General features: G+C 40.5%; 16 protein-coding genes and 1 tRNA gene. 4 read left to right on the top strand and 13 right to left on the bottom strand.

Going from position 1 to position 18,211, the window contains the following annotated elements:
• Positions 1–2: 2 nt before the first annotated feature.
• Positions 3–1,853 (top strand): ATP-binding protein, encoded by a 1,851-nt coding sequence (locus H9565_RS02105; protein WP_215436908.1) that lies wholly within the window; start codon positions 3–5, stop codon positions 1,851–1,853.
• Positions 1,840–2,433: a precorrin-2 dehydrogenase/sirohydrochlorin ferrochelatase family protein gene (locus H9565_RS02100; RefSeq protein WP_215436905.1), complete on the top strand. Its 594-nt coding sequence runs from the start codon at positions 1,840–1,842 to the stop codon at positions 2,431–2,433. Before H9565_RS02105 ends, H9565_RS02100 begins: the two co-directional genes overlap by 14 nt.
• A 12-nt stretch (positions 2,434–2,445) precedes the next feature.
• On the opposite strand, the gene H9565_RS02095 is transcribed toward H9565_RS02100, so the two are convergent.
• The 7 genes from H9565_RS02095 to H9565_RS02065 form a co-directional block, all read right to left on the bottom strand.
• Positions 2,446–2,901, bottom strand: a complete 456-nt coding sequence (locus tag H9565_RS02095; protein WP_215436901.1) for a hypothetical protein — start codon at positions 2,899–2,901, stop codon at positions 2,446–2,448.
• A gap of 122 nt (positions 2,902–3,023) precedes the next feature.
• Positions 3,024–4,025, bottom strand: coding sequence for an LLM class flavin-dependent oxidoreductase (locus H9565_RS02090; protein WP_215438199.1), 1,002 nt, complete (start codon positions 4,023–4,025; stop codon positions 3,024–3,026).
• A gap of 215 nt (positions 4,026–4,240) precedes the next feature.
• Entirely contained in the window at positions 4,241–5,266 is a 1,026-nt protein-coding gene (locus tag H9565_RS02085; RefSeq protein ID WP_215436898.1) for a Gfo/Idh/MocA family protein, read from the bottom strand.
• 9 nt (positions 5,267–5,275) lie between these two features.
• Positions 5,276–6,544, bottom strand: a complete 1,269-nt coding sequence (locus H9565_RS02080; protein WP_215436895.1) for an MFS transporter — start codon at positions 6,542–6,544, stop codon at positions 5,276–5,278.
• 5 nt (positions 6,545–6,549) lie between these two features.
• Positions 6,550–7,935 carry a four-carbon acid sugar kinase family protein gene (locus tag H9565_RS02075; RefSeq protein ID WP_215436892.1) on the bottom strand — a complete coding sequence of 462 codons (1,386 nt, stop codon included), beginning with the start codon at positions 7,933–7,935 and terminating at the stop codon, positions 6,550–6,552.
• 5 nt (positions 7,936–7,940) lie between these two features.
• Entirely contained in the window at positions 7,941–8,579 is a 639-nt protein-coding gene (locus tag H9565_RS02070; protein ID WP_215436888.1) for a cyclase family protein, read from the bottom strand.
• A 6-nt stretch (positions 8,580–8,585) separates the two neighbouring features.
• Positions 8,586–9,665, bottom strand: a complete 1,080-nt coding sequence (locus H9565_RS02065; protein ID WP_215436885.1) for a tartrate dehydrogenase — start codon at positions 9,663–9,665, stop codon at positions 8,586–8,588.
• 354 nt (positions 9,666–10,019) lie between these two features.
• On the opposite strand from H9565_RS02065, the gene H9565_RS02060 reads away from it, so the two are divergent.
• Positions 10,020–11,894, top strand: a complete 1,875-nt coding sequence (locus tag H9565_RS02060; RefSeq protein WP_246560214.1) for a DUF5060 domain-containing protein — start codon at positions 10,020–10,022, stop codon at positions 11,892–11,894.
• A gap of 35 nt (positions 11,895–11,929) precedes the next feature.
• On the opposite strand, the gene H9565_RS02055 is transcribed toward H9565_RS02060, so the two are convergent.
• From H9565_RS02055 to mce, 6 genes are all read right to left on the bottom strand, one after another.
• Positions 11,930–12,952 carry a LacI family DNA-binding transcriptional regulator gene (locus H9565_RS02055; protein ID WP_215436882.1) on the bottom strand — a complete coding sequence of 341 codons (1,023 nt, stop codon included), beginning with the start codon at positions 12,950–12,952 and terminating at the stop codon, positions 11,930–11,932.
• A gap of 142 nt (positions 12,953–13,094) precedes the next feature.
• Positions 13,095–15,593: a heavy metal translocating P-type ATPase gene (locus tag H9565_RS02050; RefSeq protein ID WP_215436879.1), complete on the bottom strand. Its 2,499-nt coding sequence runs from the start codon at positions 15,591–15,593 to the stop codon at positions 13,095–13,097.
• Positions 15,594–15,663: 70 nt separating this feature from the next.
• Positions 15,664–16,221 (bottom strand): helix-turn-helix domain-containing protein, encoded by a 558-nt coding sequence (locus H9565_RS02045; protein WP_215436876.1) that lies wholly within the window; start codon positions 16,219–16,221, stop codon positions 15,664–15,666.
• 149 nt (positions 16,222–16,370) lie between these two features.
• The gene (locus tag H9565_RS02040) at positions 16,371–17,003 is read right to left on the bottom strand and encodes a DUF1801 domain-containing protein (RefSeq protein ID WP_215436873.1); all 633 of its coding nucleotides are present in this window, start codon (positions 17,001–17,003) and stop codon (positions 16,371–16,373) included.
• A gap of 207 nt (positions 17,004–17,210) precedes the next feature.
• Positions 17,211–17,284: transfer RNA gene (locus tag H9565_RS02035), tRNA-Ile, on the bottom strand.
• Between the two features lie 60 nt (positions 17,285–17,344).
• Positions 17,345–17,746 carry a methylmalonyl-CoA epimerase gene (gene mce / locus H9565_RS02030; protein WP_215436871.1) on the bottom strand — a complete coding sequence of 134 codons (402 nt, stop codon included), beginning with the start codon at positions 17,744–17,746 and terminating at the stop codon, positions 17,345–17,347.
• Positions 17,747–17,817: 71 nt separating this feature from the next.
• Between mce and rbfA the strand changes: the two genes are divergently transcribed.
• Complete coding sequence (rbfA, locus tag H9565_RS02025; RefSeq protein WP_215436869.1) at positions 17,818–18,210, top strand: 30S ribosome-binding factor RbfA; 393 nt, start codon at positions 17,818–17,820, stop codon at positions 18,208–18,210.
• Position 18,211 lies beyond the last annotated feature (1 nt).

The following is an 18,211-nucleotide window of genomic DNA, read 5'->3' as shown; positions in this document are numbered from 1 at the left end:
CCATGTCAAAAGAAAAAAGCCAATTACCGCTTGACTCTGAAACCTTTCTAAGTATAAGAAAGTGGTACCTATGGGCTTTGGCAGGTATTGCAATTACCATTATAGTCTCTCAAATTCTAATTCAGTTGCACCTTAATTCGCAGCTGAGTGATTCGCGCGTCATTAACGTGGCGGGTTTCCAACGGGCCTATAGTCAAAAATTGACCAAAGAATTATTGCTCATAAAAGATGCGTTTCCAAGTAATTCCATTACCAAAAATGTAACGGCCCTCTCTAAAACCATTTCAATTTGGAAACACTCCCATTTGGCATTACAAAATGGAGATGCGGAAATAGGAATTCCTAAAGAGACCAATATTGAAATACTAGAGTTATTCCAGAAGTTAGAACCCCATCATGCGGCCATGGTAGGGGCCGCAGAAAAGATAATCCAATCCTACCATGATAAAAGTCTAGACAAGGCCAATCTAGAAGAAAATGTTGCCGTAGTTCTCCAAAATGAGAACAGTTTTCTTCAATTGATGGACGATATCGTAAACCAATACGACCAACGGAGCAAGGAACAGTTAAAAATCCTTAAGCGAAAGGAATATGTTCTACTTGGCATTTCATTGCTCATATTATTGTTAGAAATATTGTTCATTTTTCGCCCTCTTTCTTTACAAATTAGAAAGACCATTGGCGATTTAATGCAAAACCAAGTAAACTCGGAAGCACGGGCAAAAGAGGTTCAGCAGCTTTATTCGGAAAAGGAAAAATCCCTTCAGGAACTACAGGAGCTTAACTTTGTAATAGACAATGCCGCATTGTTTGCCAGTACCAGAAAAGATGGGAGCATCGTTTTTATAAGTAAAAAATTCCTAGAGCTATTAGGGATAACCGAAAAGCAACTGAACAAGCCCCTTTCCGAAATTCTAACTGCCGATCAAGGCCAGCAAGAATACCTCAGGGAGGTTCTAAAGAACAATAGAAAAAACGTAATCCGTACAGAAGAGATAAAAATCACTACCCTAAAAGGAAAACACTTTTGGCTGGATATGTCCATAGTACCCATGCATCAATCCAGTAGACAACAGAGTATTCTAATTCTATGTTCGGATATTACGGAACGGAAAGAAAACAGCATAAAAGTAGAGCAGCTTACCCAACAGAACTTTGAAGCTCGCATGTTACAGAAAAAAGTACAGGCAAGCCAAATTGTTGAGGGCCAGGAAGAAGAGAGAAAACGGATTGCAAAGGACATTCATGATGGTATTGGCCAAATGTTGACCGCCTTAAAATTCAATATAGAATCCATTGACCCTGAAAACAAGGCTAAGACCATTGAAAAGATTGCCTATTTAAAAACTTTGACTTCAGATTTGATAAAGGGTGTGCGTACGGCAACTTTTAACCTAACACCACCGGAACTGAGCGATCACGGTATTTTTCCGGCACTTCAAAAAATGACTGCCGAGCTTTCTAAACTCACGGGTAAAACTATTCTTTTTGATAACCGTACCGATGAACACATTAGGTTTGACTCCTTGGCCGAAACCAATGTCTATAGAGTAGTACAAGAGGCGGTAAACAATGCCATAAAATATGCCGAAGCCAATTATATTTTGGTGACCATTAATTATAAAGACGATATCTTAAGTGTTGTTATTGACGATGACGGCAAAGGTTTTGACGATTCCATTTTGGGTCAAGTACCTAAAAACAATAGTGAAGGCGGAATGGGACTCTTTTTTATGAAAGAGCGCATAGACTATATTAACGGTAGGCTATTTATAAATTCTATTCCCGGTGAAGGCACTCGTGTCACTATAAATTATAAAACAGAAAAAAAAGAAGAACATGGAGCGGAATGAACTGTACCCCGTATTTCTTAAAGTATCCAATCTAAATATTTTAATCGTGGGCGGCGGAAACGTAGCCCTGGAAAAATTGACTTTCCTATTAAAATCAAGTCCTAGTGCCCAAGTGGAAATGGTATCCCCTTTTTACAGGGAAGAAACTATTGCTCTCGCGACCAAATTTGGCATTGTTATGCATTTAAGCGACTATAATAAATCTTTCTTGAAAAGCAAACACATGGTCGTTGCTACTACCGATAAGGTAAAAGTAAACGAACAAGTATACCATGATTGTAGGGCGGAGAGCATCTTGGTAAACGTAGCGGACAACCCTCCTTTCTGTGATTTTTATATGGGCGGGATCGTTACCAAAGGAAACGTAAAAGTGGCTATTTCTACTAACGGAAAATCGCCTACCACAGCTAAACGTTTGCGTCAGTTTTTTGAGGATGTCATCCCTGAAAATATAGACGACCTAGTGAAGAACCTCAACGAATTTAGAAAAACAATTAAAGGTGACTTTGAAGAAAAAGTAGAAACCTTAAACGAGTTTACCAAAGGTTTGGTCAGCAAAAAAGACAAGGACCCTAACTAAGCCTATACACGATTACAAAGTGTACCACGTTGCCCAAAGTCTAAAAACAAAGGTTGCCCCAAGGCCAAAAATGATATGGGCACCCACTAGCTGAATTAGAAACAGTTGCAATTCTATTTTGGGCGGAGCACTATGAAACCGTATCATGGTCAACCAACCCAGCACACCAAATAGCCCCAATATACATCCAAGAACAATGGCCAACCACCATGTAGGGTGATTTTCCGTTAAACAGAAATAGGCCGCCATAGCCCCTGCAAAAAGAAAGCCCGTTAGATAGTGGAATATCCAGCCCCAAATACTATCCTCTGCAACTTCAATGTCTAAGCGTTTGGAACGGTCCAAGAATTTATTGAGAAGTTTGGGCTCGCCAAGTTCAGCATCGCACAATTGCCCCACCAAATAACTGAAAGCAGTCATCAAAGTAGTACCAACAAGCCCTGCTAAAAGAATTTTTGGCAACTCCATTTGGGTAGGTTTAAAGTATCCAAAGAAAGGTAATCAATTCAAAATTAGTTAATTCAAATAAACAAAAATCTTTCGCAATCGAATATGCGGAGCAAGTCTCTATCTTTTAACACCAGATTTGCCTATAATTCCTGCATAACCTCGGAAAAAAGTCGGAATGAATTTATTCTATCTTGCTGATTATAAATATGTGAGACCACAATAATCTCGTTTACGCCCGTCTGTTTTATAAATTCCGCTGTTTTCTCTTTTACCGTAGCTTTACTTCCCACAAAAGCATACTTCAACATTCGCTGAAAAGCAGGGTCTACGGAAATCTGTTTAAGTTCTGCCGTCATTTTCACCGGCGGTTGCATATAATCTATCTTTCCTGTCATCACGCCCAACATTAAGCGCAACATAGAAGTAGAAATGGTATCTGCCTCCTCATCCGTTTCTGCGGCCACAACATTTATACCCGCCATAGTATACGGTTCGTTCAAGTATTTAGAAGGCTGAAAATTGTTGTAATAAATATTCAAAGCCTCCAAGAGTTGACTAGGAGCAAAGTGACTAGCAAACACATAAGGAAGCCCTTCTTTTGCGGCTAAATGCGCACTATCCGTACTGGAACCTAAAATATAGATGGGTACCTCTACGCCTTCGGCAATGGGTACCCTAACCTTGGCATTTTGGTTCTCTTTTGAAAAATACTGCTGAATGTTATGCATTTCTTCAGGAAAACGATACACGGCCTGCATTCTATCTGGACGAATGGCATTTGCCGTTACCTGATCCGTACCAGGAGCTCTACCCAACCCTAAATCTATCCGATCAGGATATAATGACGCCAAGGTACCAAACTGCTCAGCTATGAGCAGAGATGAATGATTGGGCAACATAATACCCCCGGACCCAACACGTATTTTTTTGGTTCCTCCGGCAATATGCCCCATAAGTACTGCAGTTGCAGAACTGGCAATGCTTAACATGTTATGGTGTTCGGCCAACCAAAAACGGTTGTATCCAAACTCCTCGGCCTTTTGTGCCAATTCAAGACTATTATCAAAAACTTCCTTAGGCTTAAAACCGGCTCCAACGGTTGCCAATTCTAATATGGAATATGGTATCTTCTTATCTATCATCTTCATTACGATATACGTTCAAAATTGTGAAATAAACCCCTCTTAAAACCTACAAACGCCAGACTATAAAACCTCAAACCAATGTAGTCTAGCGGTTTGTAAAAAGTTAGTCATAAGAGGAACATATAAGTCGATACAAAGGTGATAAACTTACGGCGTAAATAACAGTATACCCGTTGTAAATCCCAACCAAAAATTAACCCAAAAAAATAAATTTAAACCTGAAGCGGAAGACCCTTTCGGCTGGATTCGTAGATTTTCTCCAAAACCGAAATATTAGGAATATAATTAGAAACATCCGTTTCAAAAGGCGCTCCAGATTGGAGGTTTGCAATAAAGTGTTGTTGGGTAGCAAAGACACAATCGCCTGCAAAGTTCTGTTTCTTGAAAATATACTGATGCGGACGTTCTTTCTCGCCTAAAAGTTGAACCGTAATCTTACCGTCATCATAAAGTCGTAAACTACCTTTGTCCCCTTCAATAAGTACGGCACCAAAAGTTAACCTTGGATCTTCGGAAGTGTTTTCATTGTACCTATTGGCATCCAAAAAGCCCAAGCCTCCGTTCGCAAAATCAAAATTTACCCAAGCAAAATCTTCTCCTTTAATGTTGTTGTTAAGCGTTCTGAGTTTAGCGTATACCTGTGTGATTTCTCCTGCCAAGTATCTGAACACGTCTATAAAGTGAATTCCTGTTTCGTAGATCAGCAAACGCTCCATTTCCCTAAAATAGGGCTGTCTATTCATATAGGCATCGGTCTGCCAACCGTCTCCCATTCTCATTCGCAAATTTATGGTGTGTAATTTGGAGCCAATTGTTCCTGCGTCCAAAAGCTTTTTGAGTTCCCGGTGCCAAGGCTGAAACCGGAAATTTTCGTGTACCATCATCCTAACCTCCGAACCTGCAATAAGCGCTTCAATCTCTTGGGCTTCTTCTAAAGTAGGTGCCAAAGGTTTTTGACAAATGATATGAATGTTATGTGCCGCCGCTAATTTACAAAGCTCTAAATGACTTTCGGGAGGTGTAATAATATCTACAAAGTCCGGCTTTTCATTCCGGAACATTTCCTCAACGCTAGTATAGGCCTTCTTAAAACCATAGGTGTCAACTATATCCTCCGCTCGTTCTTTCACCGAATCGCAAACACCAACAATATCAACCGCATCAATTCTTTTCCAAGCTTCAAAATGAAACTGGCTAAAATAGCCAGCACCTATACAAACTCCCTTTAATTTTGCCATGCTCCCTATTTAATATGTACTAAAATGCCTTTGAGGCTTCATATTGAACCACATTACAATTGCAATAGTATTCAATACTGCGCCCACTACAAAGAACGGCGTGGTAGATTCTGTCCAGGACTGCAGGTACGGAAACGCCAATGCGGTCAAAAATGCTCCAATATTTCCGGCCATGTTCATTGTACCGGATACGGCTCCGGAATGTTCTTTTCCAATATCTACACAAAAGGCCCAAGAAGACGGCAATGTCATATCGGCACCAAAAATAGCCAGACTTAAAAATAGGATTGCGCCTTCAACAGTATCCATATAAATACTTCCAATAAGTCCTACAGCGGCTAGAAAGAACCCAATTGATGCCGGAACAATACGAGACATGTCCCAGTTCCCCTTTTTATAAATACGATCACTTAGGGCCCCGGAAGTCCAATTTCCAAAAGCACCAAAAACCAAAGGTATTGCTGTGTATATGCCAGCTTCCATAGTATTTAGGCCGTACTCACTCTTAACGTGCGGAAACAGCCATGTAAGGGCAAAGAAAAAGGTGAAATTGCTGCAAAAGTATTGCCCCATGGCCAACCATATATTTTTGGATTTTAACAGGTCTCCCATGTTAATTTTTTCGGCCTTTGTTTTAGTATCCTGTTGTTGTCTTGTTGATAGGATAAATTCCTTTTCTTTATCCGAAACATGGGGATGTTCTTCCGGCATATCCCTAAAAAGCACATACCAAGCAACGGCCCAAAGCACCCCTATAACACCCAAAATAACAAAGGAGACCCTCCATCCAAAATCATCTATCATCCAAGCTACTACTGGAAGCGCAAATGCCGCGCCCAACCGAGAACCCGAAAAATTAATGCCGGTTACAAGACCTCTTTCCTGTAGAGGAATCCACGTATAAATAGCTCGGGACATACCTGGAAAGGCACCGGCCTCTCCCGCCCCAAAAAGAAAGCGGACAATGAGAAGTGATATAAAGTTAAACGCTGCTCCCGTTAAAGCCGTAAAAACGGACCATATAGCTACAATTGCGGAGAGTACTTTACGCGGTCCCAAAGAATCTGACAGCATACCGGCCGGAGTTTGAAAAAGGGCATATCCTAGAGAAAAAGCCGCCAGGACCCAACCCATTTGTTTATCACTCAAGTCCAACATTGCAGAAATGGGCTCCTTGGCCACAGAAATACAGACACGATCTACATAAAGAAGCAAGGCCAGCAGAAATGTACCTGCCACCATAAAATACCTTTTAGGAAAATAGCCTTGTGTCTTCATATTTTTTATTTCAATAAGGAAATCAATTCGTGTAAAGCTGTCTCGTCACCAACATTACCTGGAAATACGATGTAAGGCATATCGGGAAATTTTGCCTCTTTACCCAGTTGCCAAACAGGCACCCCTTTTAGCACTTGCCCCATGACATTCGCTCGGCGTACATTAAGCCCTTTTGTAGCTACATCACTAGAGGTAATTCCGCCCTTGGCAAGAATATATTTTGGGCGTACCATTACCTTTTTTAGAATGGAAATAAGTGCATTGGAAACCCGATTTACAATTTCAAGGCTTTCCTTTTTTGTAGCTCCTTTTATCACTTTTCTACTTGTAAATACCACCACATCCTCTCCGGTCTTGAGGTAATCGTTTGCTTTTTGGACCAGTTGAACCAGCTCGTTGCAAAAAACTTCAATATTGGAAATATGGGTAACATCCAATTCTAGGAAAAAAGCATTACTTCTCTCCTTTAAATACGCCAACTGTGCAGTGGTTTTTGGCACATAGGAACCAATTACGACCAGTGCCCCATTGGAGGACGTATTCTTTAAGATTTCATTTTTTGTCAAACATGGTTTTAGGGCAATACCCGAAATGGCGTTAACAAAAGAAGCCGCCGTCCTGAAAACCAATGCGTCCTTACTTTTTAAAATGGCCAGCGCCAAGACCTGCAAATCGGCATAACACGTTGCGTTCGCTATGATATGGGTCGTTTTTGGTTGTTCTATTATCGATTTTATTTCTTCGGAAGTGGCATTTCTAAGCGTTCGAACAGACACACTTGCAATCTGTGATTTGTTGACCCTTCCTTCCGATTTTTCTACAATCCAATCTTTTAAATTGGATGCTGAATAACCAAAAGTATTGTCTGCTGCAAAAGGGGTTTTTGCGGCAGGAACAAACTCATTTCCTTCCTTTACATAATGAACATCTTCATACGTATAGCGTCCGCCCTCAAAAAAAGCAGGTGCCAAAATATGCTTTATTTTGTTTAAGCCCATTCCTTTTACCAAGGCATCAACTTCATTGGGGTAATGCCCCCTTAAAGTAGAATCGCTTCGGCTAATGATAAGAAGTTTCTTTTGGTGCTTCTTGGCCAATTTCTGTAGCCGTGAGCCTATGAGCTCTCCCAGGGCATCGGCTTTATCAACTTGAAGACTTCTGGAGTTGGTAAGTATAAAGAAAATAGGACTCTTCAAGAGTTCGTTTTCCAAAATCTCTTCGGTCCATTCAGTAATAACGGGAACATCGCACACGGTTTGGGTGCCTGTTGGGTCATCATCTAAAACCACAATGGATTTGGGGTTTTGAGCAAGCTCTGACCGTATATCCTTCTCATAGCCCAAAAGCGTAACCCCTTCTTCAATAGATTTTAAAAGTGCTGGATGCGACATGAAGTTCAATTTTCTATTGCAATGATACGCGCGGGAGCACCATCGCCATTTTCAACCTTTAAAGGTAGTGCCACAAGGGTCACTTTTGGTTGAGAAAGTGCTTCTAAATTAGTAAGTCCTTCAACTATAATAATATCGTTTTTCATTAAGATGGTATGCACCTCCGTAACCTCCTTGATATTGTTGACATCTGCTACGGAAGGAGGTTCAACCCCAAGTATATTTACCTTTTTTTCACCCAACCAATGGGCAAGCTCGGTGCTGATTCTAGGTAAGGCATCACGGTACTCTTCCGTGCCCAACTTTTTGCTCCAACCCGTATGTAAGAGCAAACTTTGTCCTTCCTCTACTTTTTCCGCAATAGTGCCCAAATGTGCTACGGTAATAGATTCTTTAGGTTTGATATGCGTAAGGTTAATCACCCAAGCTTCAGAAATAAAACGAGCGACCGGTAATTGATCTATTGTCTGATCATTGACCTCAAAATGTACCGGAGCATCCATATGGGTGCCGCTATGCGAATACAAATGTAAAGTTGTTGCGTTCCAACCATCTTTGTCCAATGTTTTGGCCTGGTCTATAGAAACGCCCTTTACACCGGATACAATGGGTAAAGTGAGGTCAATGATTTTCCTATCTATCATTCTAATTTATATAGTTGATAATTTTGTTGCGTTTATAAACTGAACTACGCTTTCTGCAACTTCTGACGTAGTAGCCGTACCACGAAGATCTTTGGTTAAATTACCTTTTGCGGTCGTAGCCTCTATACCGGCCATAATTTCCTTTGCCGCCTCGGTCTCTCCTAAATGATCCAGCATAATAGCGGCCGACCATATTTGACCAATTGGATTAGCAATATTCTGCCCTGCAATATCCGGTGCTGAACCGTGAATAGGCTCGAACATAGAAGGAAAATCTTTCTCCGGGTTAATATTTCCACTACCTCCAAGACCTAAACTTCCCATAACGGCACCACCAAGATCGGATAAAATATCGCCAAAGAGGTTTGTAGTCAAAATAACGTCAAAAATCTCCGGGCGCAATACAAAACTTGCCGAAGCATTGTCTATGTACATTTTGTTATATTCTACATCCGGATACTCCTCTGCAACCTCTGCAATTACCCTATCCCAATAGGCCAAGCTATTGATCAATGTATTTGATTTGGTAACATTGGTAACCTTGCTTCTTCTCTTACGCGCCAATTTAAATGAATAATGTGCGATACGCTCAATACCGAATCTAGTAAAAATACTGATATCCATAGCCATACCACCGGGCTTATCCCCATGCATTATTTTTCCACTCTGTACGAACTCGCCTTCATTATTTTCGCGAACAACTACAAAGTCTATATCTTTTTCGGTTTTATAGCGAAGCGGACTTTCTATACCTGGAAACAATTTTACAGGTCTGTAGTTTACGTATTGTTCAAAAGAAGTTCTTACGCGAAAGGTGTAATCTCTAGCTGGCAACGTATCGTCTACCTCTGGCAGACCCACTGCTCCAAAAAATATGGCATCGAATTTTTTTAAGGTTTCAAGAGCGTCATCTGACATGAACTTGCCATGCTCCTTAAAATATCCTGCTCCAAAAGGAAATTCCTCTTTATCTAGTTCAAAGCCATATTTAGTGGCTACCGCATCCAGCACGGAAACACCGGCAGGAACGATTTCGGCCCCTATTCCGTCGCCATTAACTACGGCGATTTTGTACGTTTTTCCCATTTCTAATCTTTTTCTAATTGTAGTTCAAATGCTTTTGCGCAAATATTGCGCAAAATATCATTTGCATTGATAATTGTGTTGAATTTTGAGCAAATATATATAAATTAATCTATAAATTATCCGAAAAATATAGATTGGGATGTGTGATTTGTGCAAAATTTTGTATTTATGCATATTCAAAACGAACCGAAATAAACAGGATCGATACAAAATGTTCCTGCTTAGTTTTTTCTTATTAATCCATAAAGCAAACCGCTTTTTATTGCCATCATTATTTCATATGCGAATTCAACTTTAAAAAAATAAATCAAAGTAACTTCATCAACCTATTAACTCATACTCAAAACTGAAAACATGAACAGACTTTACATGAAAACATCATTTTTCCTGAGCGCTTTGCTCTTTCTGACTTCCTTGGTTTCAGGATGCGAATCCGAACCAGAGTATACCGTTCAGGGCGAGCTAAAAAAATGGCATAAGATCGAACTGGTCTTTAACGGCCCATCTACGGATGAAATGAACGAAGTAAACCCCTTTTTGGATTACCGTCTAGACGTTACGTTTACCAACAACAATCAAACCTTTGTAGTTCCCGGATTTTATGCGGCCGATGGTAATGCTGCAGAAACAGGAGCGGAAAAAGGAAACAAATGGATTGTACGTTTTGCTCCCAATACTACAGGAAACTGGAATTTTAAGGCATCCTTTAAAAAAGGAACCAATATTGCCGTTGCAGATACCAGTAACAGCGCCACCAGTGGAGAATATATGGATGGTGTTACGGGTAGTTTTACCGTGTCCGAATCTGACAAAACAGGTATAGACAACAGGGCCAAAGGCAAGTTGGAATATGTAGGTGAACACTATCTTAAATTTAAGGAAACAGGTAAATATTTCATTAAAGTGGGTGTAGACGCCCCAGAGAATATTTTGGCATACAGTGATTTTGACGCCACTACCAACGCGTTAGACTTACTAAAGACATGGGAGCCCCACAGGAAAGATTTTAACGAAGATGCCAAGGATCTATTATGGCAAGGGGAAAAAGGTAAAAACCTACTAGGCGCCATTAACTATTTGGCTTCAGAGGGTCTTAACGTATTTTCATTTTTGACTTTTAACGTTGATGGTGATGACCGTAATGTTTTTCCATATCGCTTAAAGGTATCCGAAGAAGAGTACACCAAATATGCCAGTGACAAGAAAAACAAAAAAGCATGGCAGACCATGTTCCATAAAACCCGCTTGGATATTTCAAAGTTGGAGCAATGGGAACGTATTTTTGACTATGGGGAACGAAAAGGAATGTTCCTGCACTTCAAGACCCATGAAACCGAAACCGACCATCTAATGGATAACGGTGTCTTTGGTGTTGAGGGCAAATTGTACTATCGTGAACTTATTGCCCGTTTTGGGCATCATTTGGCCATGAACTGGAATATAGGTGAAGAGAACAACCAACCCATAGAAAATGTTAGGGAAGTAACGGATTATGTGGCAAAGTTAGACCCTTACAATACACACCGGGTATTACATACGTTTCCTGACCAAGATTACCGTTATGCAGAACTGGTAGGTGACCAATCTTCGCTTACGGGAGCATCTCTTCAACTAAGTGAGGCCGATTTTAAAGATGTGCACCCACGGGTTCTTAAATGGATGAAAAACGCCGATGATGCGGGTAAAAAATGGGCCATTGCAGTTGATGAGCCCGGAAAGGCCAAAATAGCCCTTTTACCGGACGCAGAAGACATGGAACATAATGATGCACGTGGCAACGCGCTATGGGGAACTTTACTTGCAGGAGGCTACGGTGTTGAATGGTATTTTGGTTATGCCAGTCCGCATTCTGACCTTACCTGTCAGGATTATAGGAGCAGGGACCTTTTTTGGAACCAAAACCTACATGCCAAACTCTTTTTTGAAAACTACCTTCCTTTTTGGGAAATGCGGCCATCAGATGGTTTAACCACAGATCCAGATTCATTCTGCTTTTCTAAAGCCGATGAGGTTTATGTAGTTTATATACATCCCGGAAAGGAAACGACTTCTCTTAATTTGGGAGATTCGGGTAATACGTTTTCAGTGAAGTGGTACGACCCTAGAAACGGAGGAGACCTATTGGACGGTTCCGTAACTTCGGTTGATGCAAAAGGTGTAGTGGCGCTGGGCAACCCACCCAAAGACCAGGACAAAGACTGGGTAATATTGGTTCAAAAGAAGAACTAATTATATAAGACTATCGGTTTTGGTGATTTGTTTTTCTACAACTTGTTCTTGTTGGTAGAATTACGGATCACCAATTCTGATTTTAAGACCACTCGAGACACCTCTTTATCATAATCTTCAATTCGGTCTATAATCAGTTTTGCAGATTCTACTCCCATCTGATAGCTAGGTTGGTCAATACTAGTAAGCGAAGGCTCCAAAAGTTCGTCTATAGGCTCATTATTAAAACCGATGATGGCTATATCCTCTGCCATTTTTAGACCTCGTTCTTTCGCGGCTAACATAACACCAATGGCCACCTGATCACTAAAGGCCAAAACGCCGTCCGGATGCTCCGGAGAATACAGTAATTTTCTTGCGGTACTAAGGTTCCCTTCCCTAGTAAAATCGGAATTTTCAATAAACTTTTCCTCCACCAACATATTAGCATCCAGTAAAGCCTTCTTGTAGCCTAAAAGTCGGGTTGAGCTTATTTGTAAAATTCTTGGACCTCCAATATATGCAATCCGCTTACAACCCACGGATATTAAATGCTGGGTAGCATCGTAAGCCGCTTTGAAGTTATCAATAATCACCTTATCCGATTCTACCTCATCACAAAGGCGATTAAAGAACACTAACGGAACCTTTCTTTTTTTAGCCTCTAAAAAATGGTCAAAATCCTTGCTTTCACTGGCCAACGAAACTATAATTCCCGCCACGCCAATATCCATAAGTTCCTTTACCAGTATTTTTTCCCTCTCGTACGACTCATTAGATTGACAAATGATTATTTGCATCTGATGTTTCTCCAAGATTTGCTCTATGCCCGAAATGGCCATAGCGTACAAATGATATTTTATACTGGGTACAATTACGCCAACGGCCTTAATCTTCTTTTTAGCATAAGGGTTTATATGCTTTGTCTGAAAATAATTATACTCCTGCGCCAACTCCAGTACTTTTTCCCTGGTCTGCGCACTTATACGTGTATTGCCCTGTAATGCTCTTGAAACAGTAGAAATAGAAACATTAAGCTCTGCGGCAATATCCTTTAAAGTCGTTTGTTTTTTATCCAAATCACTAATAATGAGAACAACAAAGATAACTTAAATTATCTGGTCGTTACCTAAACCCTGAATGGCTTAGTTTAAATTTCAATCTATAAAAATGTAACCGCTGCTTAATTTCTAATTTTCAAAACCCATGAAATACTATTTATTAGTTGATTTTAGCCGCTCTTAACCTAAGCGCGTTCGCAATTACAGATACCGAGCTAAAACTCATAGCAAGAGCCGCAATCATTGGCGATAACAAAAGCCCAAAAACAGGGTATAACACTCCCGCTGCAATAGGAATACCTATTGTATTGTAGATTAGAGCAAAGAATAGGTTCTGCTTAATGTTTCGCATTACGGAATCACTAAGGTTTCGGGCTTTTACAATACCGTGCAAATCTCCTTTTACCAAAGTTATCATAGCACTTTCAATGGCTACGTCTGTTCCCGTTCCCATAGCAATTCCAACATCACTTTTGGCCAATGCAGGTGCATCATTGATTCCATCGCCGGCCATAGCCACCACATGTCCTTTTTCCTGTAATTTTTGTACCTCGGCCAATTTATCCTCGGGAAGCATTCCCGCTTTAAAATCAGCTAAATTTAACTCTGTAGCTACGGCTTGTGCGGTATCATGATTATCTCCCGTAAGCATAACAACCGCTATTCCCTTCTCTTGAAGTACCTTAATAGCCTTTGCGCTCGTTTCCTTTATTTTATCGCCAATTACAACATACCCTATTACTTGCTCATTAACGGACAGGTACGATACCGTTTTACCCATTTTTTGGTGTTCATTGGCCTCATATTTTAAGTTTGAACTTAAGGCGGCATTAACATACTCCATCATCTTAAGGTTCCCTAAAGCCATTTTTTGACCATTTATTTTCCCTTCCACCCCTTTTCCGGTAATAGCCTCAAAATCCTCTGTCCTTAAAATTTCAAGACCTTGCTCCTTTCCATACTTTACCGTGGCTTCGGCAAGAGGGTGTTCACTGGAATTGTTTAAGGAAGCTATAAACTGTAACACCTCATTTTCAGAATATTCGTCCTTTAACGCACCAATCGTTTCCACTGTTGGTTTTCCTTCGGTAATAGTTCCCGTTTTATCTACTATTAACGTATCTACCTTATCCATTTTTTCCAAAGCTTCGGCATTCTTGATCAACACCCCGTTCTGTGCACCTTTGCCCACACCTACCATAATGGACATTGGCGTTGCCAACCCCAAAGCACAAGGACAGGCAATAATTAGCACGGCTATAGCATTTACCAACGCAAAAACATAAGCAGGTTCAGGACCCCAAATGGCCCAAACAGCAAAAGTAATTACAGAAATTACTACCACGATAGGCACAAAATAGCTTGAGACCGTATTCGCCAACTTCTGAATAGGCGCCCGACTACGGCTAGCATCATTCACCATTTGTATGATTTGGGACAATAAGGTTTCATTCCCTACTTTTTCCGCCTTCATTAAGAAAGACCTATTTCCGTTTATGGTTCCACTATTGACCTTGTCCTGCGTTATTTTATTAACAGGTAACGGTTCTCCTGAAATCATGGATTCATCTACTGTGGTATCGCCTTCAATTATGATACCGTCTACCGGAATTTTATCTCCAGGTTTTACCTTTAACGTATCCCCTTTTTGAATTTTATCTATGGCAACCTCTTCTTCCTTTCCATCTACTACTCGGATAGCTTTATTAGGTGCCAGTTTCAATAATTCCTTAACGGCAGAATTGGTTTTACTATGCGCGCGCGCCTCTAATACCTGCCCCATAAGAACCAAGGTGAGAATTACGGTAGCCGCCTCAAAATAAACATGCACCGCACCTGAATCCGTCTTGAACTGTGGTGGAAAGAAATCTGGGAACAACATTCCAAAGACACTAAAAACCCATGCCACTCCCGCACCAATACCTATTAGGGTGAACATATTTAAGTTCCATGTTTTGATACTTCGGTAAGCACGCTCAAAGAACATCCAAGTGGCGTAAAAAACTACAGGCAGGGAAAGTCCAAGCTGAATCCAGTTCCACCACTTTTGCGCCATTATATCGTAAAGGGGATTGTTTGGAACCATCTCGCTCATAGCAATCACAAACACTGGTAGGGTAAAGCCCAATGCAATCCAAAACTTCTTTATAAGCTTCTTGTACGTTTTCTCCTCAGCGGAGAGATCCGGTTGCATAGGCACCAAATCCATACCACAAATAGGGCAACTTCCAGGCTCATCGCGAACCACTTCCGGGTGCATAGGGCACGTCCATTGTTCGGAAGCGTTAGCACTTAGGTTTTGCTCCTCAACCAGGTCCATTCCACATACAGGACAATCACCCGCCTGATTATAGGTTTTATCACCCTCGCAGTGCATGGGGCAGTAAAAAGTACCTGTGCCCTTACCTTTAGGACTTTCTTTTTTCTTTACTTCATGACCGTGTTCCCCTAAATTATGGATGCTGTACGAACCACCGTCATCTAACAATGCCTTTTGAAATGTTTTTAAAGGAATATGGAACTCCATTTCGATTACTGCTTCCGCTTTCTCTAGATTTACCGAAGCATGGGTTACACCTGCTACTTTGGAAAGCGTCTGCTCTACATGACCGCGACACCCGTTGCAGGTCATTCCGTGTATATGATAGGTATGTGTCATTTCCTCTTAATTTTAGAATGTAAAATTACTAAGAGGCCAAGCGAATCTTTTACACAATTACGATTCTTATTTATACAATTTTGTCCAAGGTCTTTCTATCCCAATTTTTTAAACTTTTGTAGTCGGTCATAGACATTCCCGTTACGGTTTTAAACTGCCTTGCCAAATGGCTACTGGTCTTATAATTTAGGCTGTATGCTATTTCAGAAAAATTGAGCTGGCCCAGCTGAATGTATTCCTTTACTTTTTCAATTTTTAGGTTGATGGTGTATTTTTCCAAGGTCATACCTTCGGACTTGCTGAATAGCTTGCTAAGTGCCGTTTCCGTCTTACCGAATTCCTCGGCCAGGGATTGAAAGAGATTTTCGGTTTCTCCGATTTCAATTTTATGAATCAGCTTCACTTTTATCTGTTCTAGAAGCGTATCCGTTTCGTTTATGATGAGTTCAAACTCGGTCTGGACAAGAGTATGGGATAGTTTTTTCTTATCACTTTCAGGTCCTTCGGCAGCAACTACTTTTCCCAATTCAACAGATTCTACGGTATAGCCCTCCGAAGTGAAAATTTCCAAAACCGAAGCTATACAGCGGTTACAGACCATATTTTTAATGTAGAATGTCTCGTTCATCTATATTCTTTTTGTTGCCGTGCCAGCTATTTGCCAAACCTAGTAAAAGGTATGAAATGTTAACCGGTTTGTCGAGCCTATACAAGTAAACTTTACACAGTGATTACCCCCCTTATTAAACCTAAATATTTACTAAGATAACCGTTGTTTTAGTTCTTGTGCGACCCATCACAATTGGGCATTCGTTTGGAACGGCCGCAGGTGCAATCATTTAGTCCGTAACCCTCAAAAATACGGTCCGTGTTTTTTTCAATTCTAGCTATTCGTGTAGTAGCCTGTTTTGCCTTTGAAAAATGGAGCAAATACCCCTTTTGTCTACCTGGGGTTAGTTTTTTAAACGCCTTTTCAAATTCTGGATTCTCCTTGAATTTCTCAATCAACTCATCTGGGGTTTCAAAATCCGCTACCTTTTTTACCTTTAGTTTCAGTCCCAATTTCTCTACCTCAACCGCCTCTAAGATATATTGTTTGATGATGGTTTTTTGATTTTCTATTTCAGCCACGTTGGTAAAACGTATTTGCCGGGCGGATCGGGTATGCTCCGTTTGCTGAATCAAAATTTGCGCAGCGTCCTGTAGTAGTGCCCCTTTATTGAAAAGTAAAGCGCAGTAGTTCTTGAACCCGTGAATAAGCACAATATTTTTGCCCTTATAAGTGTAACAGGGGTGATTCCACTTAAAGTCTTCCGCTAGCCCACAATCCAAAATTAACTCATGAAGTCTTTTTAACTCTTCTTGCCATTGGCCTAGGCCGTTCAAGAATTCATCTACTTTTGGGTTCATTTTTCAGGCTACTTTTCAGTTTGTTTTTTGAGGCTTTTCACATCTAATTGTACAAGACTAGAATTAGAAGAATTACTTTAATAAATATCGGGATTTGTAGATAAGTGTGCTAGGGTAAGTCGAAAAAAATTACTGTGGATGCTTTTGACCTCGAACACTTGAAAAAAGAAAAACCTCTCAAGAACAGATGTCCCGAGAGGTTTTCTGTGGTCCCACCTGGGCTCGAACCAGGGACCACCTGATTATGAGTCAGGTGCTCTAACCAACTGAGCTATAGGACCAAAAATTGGACTGCAATATTACTACTTATTTTTTGGTGGTGCAAGCTATTTTATAAGCTACTACATTATTTCTTGACATAATTCTATCAACACCCCATTACTGCTCTTAGGGTGGAGAAAAGCAACTAGCTTATTGTCAGCACCTTTTTTAGGTTTTTCATTGATCAAAGTAAAGCCTTCCGCCTTTAATCTTTCCATTTCTTTTTCAATATCGTCTACAGCAAAAGCTATATGGTGCATTCCCTCTCCATTTTTACTTAAGAATTTAGCAATAGGGCCCGTGGGTTCTATAGATTCCAAAAGTTCTATCTTACTTTCCCCTGTTCTAAAAAAAGACGTACGCACACCTTCACTGGGCACTTCTTCAACTTTATAATGAGGTTGTCCTAAGAGCTTTTCAAAGCGTTCGTTGGCCGCATCTAAGTCGTGTACCGCTATGCCTATATGCTCTATTTTTTCCAATTGAAATGCAAATTTTGTCCGTATCGGTGTTTATCCCCCTAAATTACGCTATTTCTCCGTATTTTTGCAGTATGGAAACACAACGACAGAAAAAGATTGCGGGGGTCATACAGGAAGATATCGTAGATATTCTACAACGTGCCGCCATTGACGGAGGTTTGAAGGGTACGTTGATTTCGGTTTCGAAAGTTTCGGTAACAACGGATCTCTCTATTGCCAAAGTTTATATTAGTATTTTTCCCAACAAAGATGCCAAGGAGCTCATGGAGGGTATAAAATCCAATCAGCCATTAATTAAACATGAATTGGCACAGCGTACCAAAAATCAATTAAGACGGGTTCCCGAACTATTGTTCTTTTTGGATGATTCCCTTGATTATATTGAAAATATTGAAAAGTCATTAAAAGGCGAAGAGAACCCAATTGAGAACAGGGACCTTTTGGACAAAAGAAAAAAGATGTAAG

Source organism: Zobellia russellii (assembly GCF_018728565.1).
In the GTDB taxonomy this organism is placed as follows: domain Bacteria; phylum Bacteroidota; class Bacteroidia; order Flavobacteriales; family Flavobacteriaceae; genus Zobellia; species Zobellia russellii.
The sequence above is the reverse complement of the archived record's forward strand: the minus strand, read 5'-3'. Positions and strand labels throughout refer to the sequence as shown.